General features: G+C 65.4%; 11 protein-coding genes and 2 tRNA genes. 3 read left to right on the forward strand and 10 right to left on the reverse strand.

What is annotated here, in order from left to right:
• Positions 1-49: 49 nt before the first annotated feature.
• The 5 genes from CI41S_RS27435 to CI41S_RS27455 all read right to left on the reverse strand — a co-directional run bounded on the left by CI41S_RS27435 (position 50) and on the right by CI41S_RS27455 (position 3,575).
• Complete coding sequence (locus CI41S_RS27435) at positions 50-1,426, reverse strand: TolC family outer membrane protein (protein ID WP_139862433.1); 1,377 nt, start codon at positions 1,424-1,426, stop codon at positions 50-52.
• Positions 1,427-1,655: 229 nt separating this feature from the next.
• Complete coding sequence (locus CI41S_RS27440) at positions 1,656-2,321, reverse strand: protein-L-isoaspartate O-methyltransferase family protein (RefSeq protein ID WP_139862434.1); 666 nt, start codon at positions 2,319-2,321, stop codon at positions 1,656-1,658.
• 124 nt (positions 2,322-2,445) lie between these two features.
• Positions 2,446-2,625 carry a hypothetical protein gene (locus CI41S_RS27445; RefSeq protein ID WP_139862435.1) on the reverse strand — a complete coding sequence of 60 codons (180 nt, stop codon included), beginning with the start codon at positions 2,623-2,625 and terminating at the stop codon, positions 2,446-2,448.
• A gap of 130 nt (positions 2,626-2,755) precedes the next feature.
• Positions 2,756-2,830, reverse strand: a tRNA-Asn gene (locus CI41S_RS27450).
• A 259-nt stretch (positions 2,831-3,089) separates the two neighbouring features.
• Positions 3,090-3,575, reverse strand: a complete 486-nt coding sequence (locus CI41S_RS27455) for an anthrone oxygenase family protein (RefSeq protein WP_139862436.1) — start codon at positions 3,573-3,575, stop codon at positions 3,090-3,092.
• A 93-nt stretch (positions 3,576-3,668) separates the two neighbouring features.
• Here CI41S_RS27455 and CI41S_RS27460 point away from each other — a divergent pair, with 93 nt between their 5' ends.
• Together CI41S_RS27460 and CI41S_RS27465 are read left to right on the forward strand one after the other, a co-directional pair.
• Positions 3,669-4,316, forward strand: coding sequence for a TetR/AcrR family transcriptional regulator (locus CI41S_RS27460; protein WP_139862437.1), 648 nt, complete (start codon positions 3,669-3,671; stop codon positions 4,314-4,316).
• 287 nt (positions 4,317-4,603) lie between these two features.
• Positions 4,604-4,786, forward strand: a complete 183-nt coding sequence (locus CI41S_RS27465) for a hypothetical protein (protein WP_139483694.1) — start codon at positions 4,604-4,606, stop codon at positions 4,784-4,786.
• Between the two features lie 67 nt (positions 4,787-4,853).
• Here the strand turns inward: CI41S_RS27465 and CI41S_RS27470 are convergent.
• A tRNA-Cys gene (locus tag CI41S_RS27470) sits at positions 4,854-4,927 on the reverse strand.
• A 405-nt stretch (positions 4,928-5,332) separates the two neighbouring features.
• On the opposite strand from CI41S_RS27470, the gene CI41S_RS27475 reads away from it, so the two are divergent.
• Entirely contained in the window at positions 5,333-6,511 is a 1,179-nt protein-coding gene (locus tag CI41S_RS27475; protein ID WP_139862438.1) for a hypothetical protein, read from the forward strand.
• A 26-nt stretch (positions 6,512-6,537) separates the two neighbouring features.
• Here CI41S_RS27475 and CI41S_RS27480 read toward each other — a convergent pair whose 3' ends face one another.
• The 4 genes from CI41S_RS27480 to CI41S_RS27495 form a co-directional block, all read right to left on the reverse strand.
• Positions 6,538-7,254 (reverse strand): tRNA-uridine aminocarboxypropyltransferase, encoded by a 717-nt coding sequence (locus tag CI41S_RS27480; RefSeq protein WP_139862439.1) that lies wholly within the window; start codon positions 7,252-7,254, stop codon positions 6,538-6,540.
• 72 nt (positions 7,255-7,326) lie between these two features.
• Positions 7,327-8,232 (reverse strand): thermonuclease family protein, encoded by a 906-nt coding sequence (locus CI41S_RS27485; RefSeq protein WP_139862440.1) that lies wholly within the window; start codon positions 8,230-8,232, stop codon positions 7,327-7,329.
• 255 nt (positions 8,233-8,487) lie between these two features.
• Positions 8,488-11,592: an efflux RND transporter permease subunit gene (locus CI41S_RS27490; protein WP_139862441.1), complete on the reverse strand. Its 3,105-nt coding sequence runs from the start codon at positions 11,590-11,592 to the stop codon at positions 8,488-8,490.
• Entirely contained in the window at positions 11,589-14,735 is a 3,147-nt protein-coding gene (locus CI41S_RS27495) for an efflux RND transporter permease subunit (RefSeq protein WP_139862442.1), read from the reverse strand. The genes CI41S_RS27490 and CI41S_RS27495 overlap by 4 nt, the downstream gene beginning before the upstream one ends.
• Between the last annotated feature and the right edge of the window lie 5 nt (positions 14,736-14,740).

The raw sequence follows: 14,740 nt of genomic DNA on the forward strand, positions 1-14,740 counted from the left end.
TGACACAGAACCACGAGCTTAAGCGCAACAAGCAACGTTGATGTGGCGGCTAGCGGCCGTCGGGCGTGCGGACGCCGGCCCAGCTGTCGCGCACCTGGTGGTAGTGCACGCTCGGATCGTAGACCGAGGTGGGCAGGCCCATCACTGTCGGCGACAGCCGGCCGATCGCGTTCAGCACGTTGTAGGAAGCGACGACGCGGTCGTGCTGCGCCGTGACCAGCGAGTTGCGCGCGTTGACCAGCGCCTGCTGCGCGTTGAGCACGTCGAGCGTGGTGCGCTGGCCGGCCTTGGCCTCTTCGCGCACGCCGTTCAGCGCGATCTCGGAGGCCTGCACCTGCGCCTGCGCCGAGGCTACCTGCGACTTGCCGGCGATCAGCTGGCCCCAGAAGGTGACGACGTTGGCGCGGGCCTGGTCCCGGGTCTGCTCCAGCACCAGGCGCTGCTGCGCCAGCGATTCCTTGGACTGCCGGATCAGCGCATATTCGGTGCCGCCCTGGTAGATCGGCAGGGACAGTTGCACGGACGTCAACGCGTTGAAAGCGCGCTGCGTCAGCAAGGTTTGCTCGTATTGCTGCGTCACCTGGGTCGACAGCGTGACGGTCGGGAGCAATGCGCCCTCGGCGATCTTGGTCTGCAGGAAGTTGACGTCGACGCCGAACATCGCCGCGGTGACGTTCGGATTCTGGGTCAGGCCGAGATCGACCGCGGCGGCCAGTGTCGACGGCAGGAAGCGGTCCACCGGTGATCCCGGCGCGAGATTGGTCGGCTCGCTGCCGATGATGCGTCGGAAGTTGGAACGCGTCGTCGTGAGATTGGCTTCGGCAGTGAGTTGCTGCGTCCTGCCGGCCGCGAGCTGCGCTTCGGACTGCGCAACGTCGGTCCGGGTCACTTCGCCGACATTGAAGCGGTCCTGGGTCTGCTTCAGGGTCTGCTCCAGCACGCGGGTGTTGCTGCGCTGAACCTCGACGATCGCCGAATCGCGGAGATAGTCCATGTAGATCGTGGCGGCCTGCAGCAGCACGGACTGCTCCAGCACCCGCAACCCTTCGCGTGCCGACGACACCTGGCTCTCGGCCGCGCGCACCCGTTGCGGCGTTTGCGCATTGAAGAGCGGCTGGTTGACCGTGATGCCCGCGCTGCGCGGCACCGTGGGGCCGATCACCGGCTGCCCGCCCTGCCGCGAGTCGGTATATTGATAGCCCGCACTCGCGGTCAGCGCGACCTGCGGGCGATAACCTGAGAGTGCCTGCGGAACGCCTTCGTCGGTAGCCCGCACCTGCGCGCGTTGCGCGTTCAGCTGGGGATTGTTTTGGTAGGCACGCACCAGCGCGGCCTCGATTGTATCGGCGAGCGCAGGCACGGGGCCCATCTCAGCCAACAGAAGGACCGCAATCGCAGCCGCGGTGATGACCTTCACCCCACGCATCCCCAGTAATCCATCCATTTGTAGTCGCCCGGCTCATGAACATGGGCCGACCGTCGCCTCAGACGAAGTGAGTCCGGCCTCACCTTAGTCCGCAGCTAGGGGCAACGGAACTACCCCGCAACGCAAGACGGTGGAAACTCTTTACGTGGGGCAAACGGGCCACACTTCTGATTCAGAACGGGATTTTATCGAGCCCCGGCAGCGCAGTCCCTGGCGGCGCGGTAATGGCTCAGAAGACGAAGGCCGGCAGCCGCTCAAGTCCGGGCAGCACAGGAGCCGTGGCGTCGAACAGCTCCCGATGTCCGTAGTCCCCCCGGGTATGGGTCACGAGGCCTGCCCTGGGCGGCCGCGTCAGCGCGAAGACCCCCACCAGCCGGCCGCCTTCCTTGAGCTGGGCAAACAGCCCGGTCGGGAGGATTTCGGTGGCGCCGTTGAGGACGATGACGTCGTAGGGCGCGCCCCCAGCGTCGCCGTCGGCGGCGGCGGCGGTCGTCACTGTGACATTCCGGCTGCCGAGCTGGGCCAGCGCCGCGCCAGCCTTGGCGGCCAGGGCCGGATCGCTCTCGGTCGCCCTCACCTCGCCGGCGAAGCGCGCCACGATGGCGGCGGCGTAGCCGGTCGCACAGCCCACCACCAGGACGCGGTCGGTCGCCTTGATGTCGGCCGCCTGCAGCAGTTTGGCGAGCAGCGCCGGCGTGATCAGGCAGCGCCTGGTGCTGCCGCCCTCGGCGACGTCGAGATCGAGGTCGAGATAGGCCAGCGCCTGCTTGTCGGCCGGCACGAAGGCCTCGCGCGGCACCGTCAGCATGGCATCGAGGATTCGATCATCGGTGACGTCGCTCGGACGCACCTGACCATCGACCATGTACTGGCGCGCGGTCGAAAAACCGGACATTGGCGAAGACCCTGCAAGTCGCGCGGCATTGCCGCTGGAGGAGCTAGAACAGGGCCATCTTTTGGAACAAGCTCCGCCAAAACGCAACACGCGGTTAACCTGCGCGCGTGCGCCCGGCGGCCGCCTATTCGATTGTGACGGCGAGCCGGCCGATCAGCCGGGCCACTTCGTCGAGATGCGCCGAATCGTGGTCCTCGACGGCCTTCGCCAAACGGCGCACGCATTCATCGTCGCTGATGTCGGGAACATCGGCGGGAACAAGCGTCGGCTGCTGGAATGACAGGTCGACCAGGTTAATGGACATGACAATCACCTCTCGAGACCCGGCGAGATGGAATGTCTGAAGTTATTGAGTCGATTTGACGACGGGAATGGTCTGTCGCGACAGGCCACAGGCTTGTGATCGGGTGATGGATGATCGATGGGGCCAGGACTGGCTCCCCGGGCTGGATTCGAACCAGCGACCATTCGATTAACAGTCGAATGCTCTACCGCTGAGCTACCGAGGAATAGGCGAACCAATCGTTCGCGAGCGGGCAGCGTATAACAAAGCCTTTCGGCCTTGCAAAGAACCAAATGCTGGCTCCGGGGAAACTTTAGCAAGTACGGTAAAGTCACTGCCGCACAAGGGTTTATCCCACAGCCGGCCATCCGCCGGGCCCCGCCGCAGGCCGACGAAGCCTTAACCACGATGCGGTGAACCGCCCTGCCCCGATTCTCGACAGATACGCTTCGATTGCTGACACGGCTCTCCGGACCGCAATCGCGCTATCGCTGGGCGATCGCGACCATGAACAGCACCATCGCCGCGGTCGAGGCGACCGTCCGCACGTGGTTCCAGAAGGTCCAGTCGGTCAGGTGGCGCGCCCAGATCGGCGCGGCCGCGCTGCTCGCCGGATCGGTCGCGGCAAGCCGGTCGTTGAGCGGCACGTTGAAGACCATCGTGACGACGAACATGCCGACAACATAGATGACGCCGCCGCAAATCATCGCGAGCGCGCCCGGCTCCTGCCACTGCAGGCTTGCCAGCAACACCAGCGCCGCGCAGGCGAGTGTGGTGCCGAGGAACAGCGGCATGAACAGCGAGCGGAGGATATCGACATTGATGGCGTTCATCGCGGAAATCCCGGCCGACTGATCAATGCGGCCGAGCGAGGTCATGATGAAGGCCGAGAACGCGAAATACAGCCCGGCGATCAGGCCGCAGCCGATCGCGGAAAACCACAACAGGCCCGAGGTCAGAAGCTGGCGCATCGTTCGATCTCCAAATGCGAGGATTGCTCGTGTTTGATAAATGCGATAAACTCTCGTATTAAGGAGGTCAACACCCGATCGCGGAGCCGACCGATGACGAGACGAAAGGCCGCGCCCGCGGCGACAGAGCCTAAGGCCGGGCTGGCGCGGCTTGCCCCGGCGCAACAGCGCAGCCGCTTGCGCTTCGAGCGCATCCTGGCCTGTGCGGCCGAGATCATGGCCGAGAAGGGCAGCGAGGCGTTCCGGATGAGCGACATCGTCGAACGCAGCGGGATCGCGTTCGGCTCGCTCTATCAATATTTCCCGGACAAGACCGCGATCATCGGCACGCTGGCGGAACGCTACAACGCCGTTGGGCGCCACTGCGTCAGGCGCGACCTGGCCGCCGTGACCACCGCGCGCGACCTGCACCCTGCCCTGTGCCGCATCGTCGACAGCTACTACGAGATGTTCATGCGCGAGCCCGTGATGCGCGACATCTGGCAGGCGACCCAGGCCGACCGCGCCCTGCAGCAGCTCGACGCGAAGGACATGGCCGCGCTCGCGGGCCTGCTGTCCGAGGCTGTCAGGCGGATCGCGCCCGATCTGCCCGCAGCCGCCCTCGCCACCTTCTCAGGGCTGACCATGACGCTGATCGCAGCCGCCGTACGTCACGCGATCACCCTGCCGGCACGACAGGCACGGCGCGTGCTCGAACTGTTCAAGGGGATGCTGCCGCGAGATCTGACCAGGCTGGCGTGATCGCTTGACCGACGCGTCCGGCGGCCGCGTCCGAGACGTGCCTTCATGGTCACGTCTTCCTGACACCGTAGGATTGCTGCAGCGCTCAAGCGTCCGCTGTTTTTCGCAGAATGTGATTTGTTTCACACGAGGCGATCGACGGCCCGGCCTAAAACGCGAAGGGAGATGTTAGCGCCTCATTAACCAGAGCGGATGCCATCGTCCTTTTCGTAAAATTCGAACGATTCGCTCAATCCGGACCGAAGACCGTTTTGCGACCATGGCGCTCTCGAACCTCGGAGAGCGCGATGAGCGAAGTCGAATTTGATCTGTTGCTGGACGCCGTGCGAGCGGCCGTCGCGCCCATTGCTCAGGAGGATTTCGTGGCCCAGACGTCGCCCCGCATTCAGCCGCCGCCGCGCGCCGCCAATGACAATGATGCGCCCTGGCCGTTGATTCCGTTTCCTGAAGGCTGGTACGCCGCAAGCTAATGCGGCTTCTCATCTGTTGGCTGCAAGTCGCTGAAAGCAAGCCGCTAAGCAAGCCTCTAAGAATGAGTGGAGGCCACGACCAGAATTGAACTGGTGTACACGGTTTTGCAGACCGTTGCGTAACCACTCCGCCACGTGGCCCCTTGGGGGCGGATCAATACAGACCTGCAAGGGCTTAAGCAACCGCTCTCACGCGGTTCCAGGTGGAGTTCTGAAACTCGACCCGCCGCGCGTCTGACGCTGGCGTGCCCATTCTGTTCTCGGTAGGATGATGTTCCTTTGCTTGGGAATTCCTTGGGAACCCGGCACAGACCTATTGTGCCGGGCAGACCGGCCGGGAGATTACCGAAACCTTTGGCAGAGCCGCGCGTCAATTCGGGACCGCCGGCTTGCAAACCTGGCGCATAATGCGCGATGTGGAGCGGCGCAGACTGCCTTCTCAACAACCATCACTGCTGATGTGCTGTCTTTGCAGCACAGCGTTCGATAGTCACGTACCCATCATTCGTTTGTTTCACACTATTTGAATTTCAGAGTACCAACGCCGTGAAAAACGTCCATGAACGCCGCCTGGAAGAACGCCGTTCCAGTGCCTCTTCGGAAGCGGCGACGCAACGTCTGGTAGACCACACCATCAGGTTCATACGCGCCGCCACCCCGGATGCCAGGCCCGATGGCCGGGCGAGCAGGTCCATCGACAGGCGATGGCTGTGGTCGCTTTGCGCGGCCATGCTTGCCGTCTATTTCGCCGCCGCCCTGTATCTCGATCGAAGCTTTGTCGATCCGACACCGAAGGGCGAAGTGGTCGTGCGCCTGACGCGGCCCTTCGAGCGGTACGGGCTTGCTTCGGTGGCGTTCCCGGTCAACCTGAATGCCGAAGCCGACAACCCAGCCATCGACGGCGACCGCACATCGCGGTTGGTCATCTACGAGGACGATCGCCCGCTCGGCCCGGCGCATGTGGGGTTCGGGGAAATCGACAAGCTGGGCGGCGGCCGGTTTTCCCACCTGCCGAACGGCATCTTGTTCTCAAGCAGCGACGGCACCGATCCGAACACCAACCGCCGCAACTATTGGGCTGTCGTTCCGATCGAGCTGAAACCGAAGGGTGACAACGTTGTGCGTCTGATGGGCCCCTTCGAGCGGTACGCCCTTGCATCGGTGGCGCGCCCGAGCAAGCTGGAGGCCGCAGCCGACGACCCGGCGGTTGAGGGGGATCGCACATCCAAGGTGGTCGTCTACGAGAATGACCGTCCGCTCGGACCCGCACACACGGGGTTCGGCGAGATCGACAAGCTGGGGGGCGGTCGATTTTCTCATCAGACAACCGGCATCGTCTTCTCGAGCAGCGACGGCAGCGATCCGAATACCAATGGCCGCACCTATTGGGCCGTCGTCCCGCCTCCCCCGAAACGGCCGGCAGGGCGAGAAGTCGTGCAACTGACCGGGCCCTTCGAACGGTACAAACTAGCATCCGTGGCGCGCGACCTGTCGCAGGAACTGCAGGCCGAAGCCGACAAGCCGACCGTCGAGGGGGATCGTACGTCCAAGCTGGTCGTCTACGAGAATGAGCGTCAGCTTGGCCCCGGGCACGCAACCTTCACCGACATCAACGAGCACGGCGGCGGCCGATTCTCCCATCAGCCAACCGGCATCATCTTCTCGACCAGCGACGGCACCGACCCGAACACCAACGGGCGCGTCTACTGGGCGGTCGTCCCGTAAGCACGCGGGATGGCCTGGCAAGCGATCTAGTTCCGGCGGCGCCGGCGAAAATCCCGCTTCTTCGGTTTCGGCGCCAGTTCCGGCATCGTTGCCTGGACGTCGCGGAAGCGCGTCAGCATCCGATCGAAACTGTCGTTCAAGGCCTCGGCGATGTCCGGCCGCTTTTGCAGCGCCCCCAGCAGCATCGCCGCCGCCTCGATGGTGGACAGGCCGTCGCGGCGCGGTTCCCGTCGCAACTGGCCGTAGCGCGAGGGCCGTTTCGGTCCGAGGATCACCCGCTGACACCTGAGCATCCAGGGATTGCGCCACCACAGCGCCTTGGCCTGGCTCCAGGTGCCGTCGAGCAGCACGATGCCCTCGATGCGGCCGAGGATGCTGCGCTGGTTCGGCTCCAGTTCGCCCTTGCGGTTGATCGCGACGATCTCGGCATCGGTATCGAGGTCCTCGACCTTGGCCGAGCCGAGATAGAGCACCGCCCAGCGCGCCGGATCGGCCACCGGCCGACCGAGCGCCTTGGCGAGGCTGGGCCAGGACAATCCGATCCGGTGCACCGCATTCTCGAAATGACGGGCGGTCAGCCGCGCGGTGCCGAGCGCCCTGTCCTGCTCCTGCGGATGCTGCAGGATCAGTAGCTGGATGCGGCTTTCGATCGGCGTGACGCTGTCGCAGATGCAGAGCGGCAGCGGCTTGCCGCAATGCGGGCAATCGGCCACGACATCGGGGGCTTCGACAGGATTCGACATGCCACGGCTATACGCCGCCAATGGCCGCGCCAGCAACATCAACGCAAGGCCGGCCTCGCTCAGACCGTCTCGTTAAGGGGCCGGATCGGGCGCAATGATCAGATCCTCGGGATTGAAACGCAGCGACAGGCGGTTGCCGGAGATCTCGAAGGTGTCGTGCATGTTGGCCTTTTCGCCGTTCGGAAGGCGCAAAGTGTCGTCGCGCCTGACCGGGTCCTGGCGAATCCAGCTGTCGAATTCGGACAAACCGCTGTGGCCCTCCCGGATAAAGGTGACAAGCCGCCTGAACAATTTGGGCCACATCACCAGAGCCTGGAGATCATTGAGCGCGACGATCGTGGCCGGTTTTTCCACCCCGACGCTCTCGCTGTCGAACATCCCGGCGTTATCAGCCCTGGCCTGCGCAATGATGCTACGCAAGCGATCGATGAGAGCGATTGGCATCGTGTCATAGGGTTCGACATAGGCAAGGCCCGCGCGCACCAGTGTGGCGTTCACGCTGCCGTCGAGCCGTGCCTCGTCGACAAACAGCGGCTGTCCATCCTCCGTCGGTGGAACGCCGACATAGACCAGTCCGAGCAAGCGGCCGTTGGACTCGATGCCGTTGGCCACCACGTAACCCGGCAACGGGTCAACGTCGACGGCCGACACGATGTTGGGTTCGTCCGCAAAAAATTGGACACCTTTGTAGCCGAGCAGCGCCAGATTCCTGTCGCGGGCACCGAAGGCGAACCTGTCGTTTTGATGGGCCCCGTCAAAATGGGTTTCCAGCGTATCGATGCCTTCGTAGCGAACATTGATGCCTTTCGACCGGATGTCCGGCGGCCGGGCGGAAAAGCGCGGCAACGAGGCCAGGAGCTCGAGGTTGGCCGGCTCGAAGCGGATGGTGTCGCCGTCGGGCTGCGGGCCTCGCCGCGGATCGTCGGCGCGATGAATACGATACTGACCGTGGAGAACCGTGTAGCGTGCCTTCGCCATCATCCTCTCCTTCCGCAATATGACATCGAGTTGGCGGCGTGCGCCCAGCGCATCGCCGGCGACCAAGCCTAGCATCCCGGCCACAACCTAAAGTGTGAAGTTGACGACAATTCGCTCCGGCCGCGGCGCTTTGCGGCGAGGCGTAGACGCAATCGACAAGCCATTCTCGCGTCTGCCGAAAATCGTGTCTCTTCCGCTTCGATGCGAGGTGCGGCATTTTGCCGTGCACCTCGCGCCAGAGCGCTCTCGAGCCGTTTATTCCGCCGGCGCGGGGACGGCGGACGGCGCGGAGCGCTGCCGCAGCCGGTCGATCAAGAGATAGATCACCGGTGTCGTGTACAGCGTCAGGATCTGCGACACGAACAGGCCGCCGATGATGGTGATGCCGAGCGGCCGGCGCAGCTCGGTGCCCGGGCCGGTCGCTATCACCAGCGGGACGCCGGCGAACAGCGCCGCCATCGTCGTCATCAGGATCGGGCGGAAGCGCGCCCGGCAGGCCTCGAAGATCGCATCGCGCGACGACAGGCCCTGATGCCGCTCGGCCTCGAGCGCGAAGTCGACCATCATGATGCCGTTCTTCTTGACGATGCCGATCAAGAGGATGATGCCGACGAAGGCGATCACGGTCAGCGGCGTGTTGGTGACCTGCAGCGCCAGCAGCGCGCCGAGCCCAGCCGACGGCAAGGTCGAGATGATCGTGATCGGATGCGCGAGGCTCTCATAGAGCACCCCGAGCACGATATACATCGCGACCAGCGCGCCGAGGATCAACAGCGGTTGCCGGCCGCTGGTCTTGTTGAAGTCGCCGGCATTGCCGTCAAAACTGCCGCGAATGCCCTCCGGCATGTGCAACTCGTTGACCGCCTGCTGGATGTTGCTGGTTGCGACCTCGAGCGGCACGTTGGGCAGCAGGTTGAACGACACCGTGGTCGAGGGGAAGCCGCCGGAGTGATAGACCGCGAGCGGCGACAGTCCGCGCTGGTAATGCACCACGGCCGACAGCGGCACCTGCGCGTCGCCGGCGCCGGCGACATAGACGCGGTCGAGGTTCGACGGGTCGCTCTGGAATTTGGGATCGGTTTCCAGCACCACCATGTACTGGTTGCGCTGGGTGTAGATGATCGAGATCTGGCGCTGGGCGAACGCGTTGTTGAGCGCGTTGTCGATGTCCTGGACGCGGACGCCGAGGCTGGAGGCGGTCTTGCGGTCGATCACGAGGTTGAGCTGCAGGCCGCCGGGATCGCGGTCGGAGGAGACGTCGGTGATGCCCTCCACCGTCTCCATCCGCTTGGCGACGATCGGCGCCCATTTCTGCAGCAGATCGAGATCGGTCGAGGCCAGCGTGTACTGGTAGTCGGAATCGCTCTGCCGGCCGCCGGTGCGGATGTCCTGCGCCGCGAACATGAACAGGCGGATGCCGGGCACCATGAACAGATTGCGGCGCAGCCGGTCGATCACCTGCGCGGTCGAGAGCCCGCCGCGCTCCTCCGGCGGCTTGAGGCTGATGAACATGGTGCCGCGGTTGGAGGTCGCCCCGCCCGGCCCGCCGCCGGAGCCGACCGACGAGCCGATGCCGGCGACCGCGGGATCGGCCATCACGATGTCGGCCAGCCGCTGCTGCAGCGAGAGCATCGCCTGGAACGAGATGTCCGCCGAGGCGCGCGTCGAGCCGATGACAAAACCGCTGTCGTCGGTCGGGAAATAGCCCTTCGGGGTCTTGATGTAGAGCGTCACCGTCAGCGCGATAGTGGCGAAGAACACGATCAAGGTGAGGAACGGATAGCCGAGCACGATCCGCAGGGTCGACGTATAGAACGCGACGACGCGCGACAGCGTGCCCTCGATGGCGCGGTCGTACCAGGTGGCGTGGTCCGAGGTCGCCTCCTTGATGTAGTGCGCGCAAATCATCGGCGTGACCGTCAGCGACACCACGGTCGAGACCGCGATCGCAAACACCAGGGTCAGCGAGAATTCGCGCAGCAGCCGGCCGACCACGCCGTCCATGAAGATCAGCGGCGTGAACGCGGCGATCAGCGACAACGAGATCGACAGCACGGTGAAGCCGATCTGCTTGGCGCCCTCGAGCGCGGCCGGATACGGCGCCATGCCCTGCTCGAGATTGCGGTACATGTTCTCGATCATCACGATGGCGTCGTCGACCACGAAGCCGACCGAGATCGCGAGCGCCATCAGCGACAGATTGTCGATCGAGAAGCCGGCGAGCCACATCCCGGCGCAGGTGCCGGCCAGCGCCAGCGGCACCGAGACGCCGGCGGCGATGGTCGGCACCATGCGGCGCAGGAACACAAACACCACGACCATCACCAGCACCACGGTCGCGAGCAGCGTGAACTGCATGTCCTCGACGCTGGCGCGGATCGTTCCGGTGCGGTCGACCAGGGTCGAGATCTCGACCCCGGCCGGGATCCATTGCTTCAGCTCCGGCAGCAGCGCGCGGACGCGGTCGACGGTGTCGATGACGTTGGCATCTCCCTGCTTGGTGATCTGGATCAGCACCGCCGGCTGCTTGTTGAACCAGGCGATCGAGCGCGAATTGCGCACGGAATCCTCGACTTCGGCGACGTCGGCGAGGCGGACGAAATTGCCGATCGAGCTCTTGATGATGATGTCGCGGAACTCGGCCGCGGTGCGCATTTGCCGGTTGATCGATAGCGTCTCGCTCTGCCGGCCGCCGTTGAAGATGCCGACCGGCCCGAGCGGATTGGCGTTGATGATCGCGAGCCGGACGTCGTCGGTCGCGATCCCGGCGTTGGCCAGCGACACCGGGTTGAGCGCGATGCGCACCGCCGGTTGGTCGGCGCCGCTGACGGTCACCTCGCCGACCCCCGGCACTTGCGAGATGCGCTGCGCGATCACGGTGTCGGCGACGTCGTACATCGCGCTGGTCGAGATCGTCTTCGAGGTCAGCGCCAGCACGAACACCGGCGCCGCCGCCGGATTGGCCTTGCGGAATTTCGGCAGCGTCGGCAGGTCGCTCGGCAGGTCGGCGAGCGAGGCGTTGATCGCGGCCTGGACGTCGCGCGCGGCGCGGTCGATGTCCCGGCCGATCGAGAACTGCACCTGGATGCTGGTGGTACCGAGCGAGCTCGTCGAGGTGATCTGGTCGACGCCGGCGATGGTGCCGAGCTTGCGCTCCAGCGGAGCCGCGACAGTCGCGGCCATCACCGACGGATCGGCGCCGGGCCGGGTCGCCGACACCCGGATGGTCGGGAAGTCAACATTCGGAACCGACGACACCGGCAGGAACTGATAGGCGACGATGCCGACCAGGAACAGCCCGATCGCAAGCAGCGTGGTGCCCACCGGCCTGCGAATGAAGGGCTCCGAGATCGACATCACTGAATGCCTTCGGTCGCGCCCGCGGTCGGCGGCCCGCGGGGACCGGGATCCGGCACCGCCCGCTCGATCCGGCGGTTGAGCCGGTCGAGCGCCAGATAGATCACCGGCGTGGTGTAGAGCGTCAGCAACTGGCTGAGCAGCAGGCCGCCGATGATCGAGATGCCGAGCGGGAAGCGCAGCTCGGCGCCGGTGCCGCTTTCGATCGCAAGCGGCAGCGCGCCGAACAGCGCCGCCAGCGTCGTCATCATGATCGGACGGAAGCGCAAGAGGCAGGCCTGCACGATCGCGTCATAGGACGACATGCCCTGATGCCGCTCGGCCTCCAGTGCGAAGTCGATCATCATGATCGCGTTCTTCTTGACGATGCCCATCAACAGGATGATGCCGATCAGGCCGATCACCGAGAGGTCCTGCCCGCACAGCCACAGCGCGAGGATCGCGCCGACGCCGGCCGAGGGCAGCGTCGAAAGGATGGTGATCGGGTGGATGTAGCTCTCATAGAGCACGCCGAGCACGATGTAGATCGTGACGATCGCGGCCAGGATCAGCCAGGGCTGTCCGGCGAGCGAGCGGGCGAATTCGGCGGCGTCGCCGGAATAGATGCCGGCGATGCTGCCGGGCATGCCGATCCGGGTTTCGATCGCCTTCACCGCGTCGACGGCGTCGCCGAGCGCCTCGCCCGGCGCCAGATTGAAGCTGAGCGAGGCCGACGGGAACTGGGCCTGGTGCGAGATCGCAAGCGGCGCCGTGGTCCGCGTCAGCGTCGCGACCGCCGACAGTGGCACCTGCCCGGCCGGGCTGCCCGGGGTTGCCGCGACGCCCGGGACATACAGCTTCGACAGGATCGATGGATCGCGCTGGTACGTCGGCAGGGCCTCCAGCACCACGCGGTACTGGTTGGCTTGTCCGTAGATGGTCGAGATCTGCCGCTGCGCGAAGGCGTCATTCAGCGTGTCGTTGATCACCTGCAGGCTGACGCCGAGCTGGCCGGCGCGCTGGCGGTCGATGTTGAGCGCCGCACGCAAGCCGCCCTCCTGCGCCTCCGAGGAGACGTCGCGGAAGATCGGATCGCGCCGCATCTCGGCGACCAGCTTCTGCGCCCATTGCGAGACCTCGGCGGCGTCGGTGCCGGTCAGCGTGTACTGGTATTGCGAGCGGCTCGACTGAGTCGAGATCTGCACGTCCTGCACCGGCTGGAAGTAGACGGTCATGCCGGGCACCGTCGCCACCTTCTGCTTGAGGCGCTCGACCACCTTGGCGACGCCATCGGGCCGCTCGTCGAGCGCCTTCAGCGTCATCACCAGGCGGCCGACATTGGTGGTCGGGTTGACCGAGCCCGAGCCGATCACCGAGACCACGCCGACCACGTCGGGATCGGCCTTGAGGATGTTGGCGACCTCGGTCTGCCGCCGCTGCATTTCCGCGAACGAGACGTCGGGGCCGGCCTCGGTCACCGCGGTGATCGAGGAGGTATCCTGCAGCGGCAGAAAGCCCTTCGGCGCCAGCACATACATCACCAGGGTCAGCGCGATGGTCGCGAACGTCACGAACAGCGTCGCGCGCTGGCGCTGCAGCACCCAGAGCAGCGTGCGGTGATACAGCGTCACCGTCCAGTCGATGAAGCGGCTGACCGCGGCGAGGCCAGGGATCGCGACTTCCTCGTGGATGTTCTTGAGCAGCCGCGAGCACATCATCGGCGTCAGCGTCAGCGACACGATTGCCGAGGTCACCACCGCGATGGTCAGCGTCAAGGCGAATTCGCGGAACATGCGCCCCACGAGTCCGGACATGAACAGCAGCGGGATGAACACCGCGATCAGCGACACCGTCAGGGAGATCACGGTGAAGCCGATTTCGCTGGCGCCCTTCAGCGACGCCTCCATCACCGTCTCGCCCTCTTCCATGTGGCGGACGATGTTCTCGATCATGACGATGGCGTCGTCGACCACGAAGCCGGTTCCGATGGTCAGCGCCATCAGCGACAGATTGTCGAGGCTGAAGCCGGCGAAATACATGATGCCGAAGCTCGTGATCAGCGACAGCGGCAGCGCGACGCCGGCGATCAGGGTCGCGCGCAGCGACCGCAGGAACAGCAGCACCACCAGCGTCACCAGCACCACGCTGAGCACCAGCGTGAACTGCACGTCGCGGACCGAGGCGCGGATCGTCACGGTGCGGTCGGACACGATGGTCAGATTGACACCGGCCGGAACCGCGCGCTGCATCCGCGGGATCTCGTTGCGGATCTGCTTGACGACGTCGATCACATTGGCGCCCGGCTGGCGCTGGATGTCGATGATGACGGCCGGCGTGCCGTTGTACCAGCCGCCGGTGCGGTCGTTCTCCAGCCCGTCGATGATCTGGGCGACGTCGCCGATCGTGACCGGCGAGCCGTTGCGGTAGGCGATGATGATGGGACGGTAGGCGTCGGCGGCGGCGATCTGATCGTTGGCGGCGATGGTGTAGGACTGCTGGGCGCCGTCGAGCGAGCCCTTCGGCCCCGACACGTTGGCGCCGGCGATCGCGTTGCGCAGGTCCTCCATTGAGATGCCGTAGGCGGCGAGCCGGGCGAGGTCGGCCTGCACCCGCACCGCCGGCTTCAGGCCGCCGAGGATCGAGACCCGGCCGACGCCGGAAATCTGCGCCAGCCGCTGCCCCAGCAGGGTGTCGGCGAGATCGCTCATCGCCCGCAGCGAGATGGTGTCCGAGGTCAGCGCCAGCGTCATGACCGGCGCGTCGGCCGGGTTCACCTTGTTGTAGACCGGCGGGTACGGCAGCGTTTTGGGCAGGATGCCGGCCGCGGCGTTGATCGCGGCCTGGACGTCCTGCGTCGCACCGTCGATGTCGCGGTTGAGGTCGAACTGCAGCGAGATCTGGCTGACGCCGAACGAGCTCGTCGAGTTCATCGACGACAGCGACGGGATCTGGCCGAGCTGCCGTTCCAGCGGCGCGGTGATCAGCGACGCAATGACGTCCGGGCTCGCGCCCGGCAATTGCGTCGTCACCTGCACGGTCGGGAAGTCGACCTGCGGCAGCGCCGAGACCGGCAGCGCCCAGTAGCCGAGCGCGCCGCCGATCATCAGCGCAATGCCGAGCAGCGAGGTGGCGATCGGCCGGCGGATGAACGGTTCGGAGACGCTCATGGCTG

The organism is Bradyrhizobium ivorense, assembly GCF_900696085.1.
In the GTDB taxonomy this organism is placed as follows: domain Bacteria; phylum Pseudomonadota; class Alphaproteobacteria; order Rhizobiales; family Xanthobacteraceae; genus Bradyrhizobium; species Bradyrhizobium ivorense.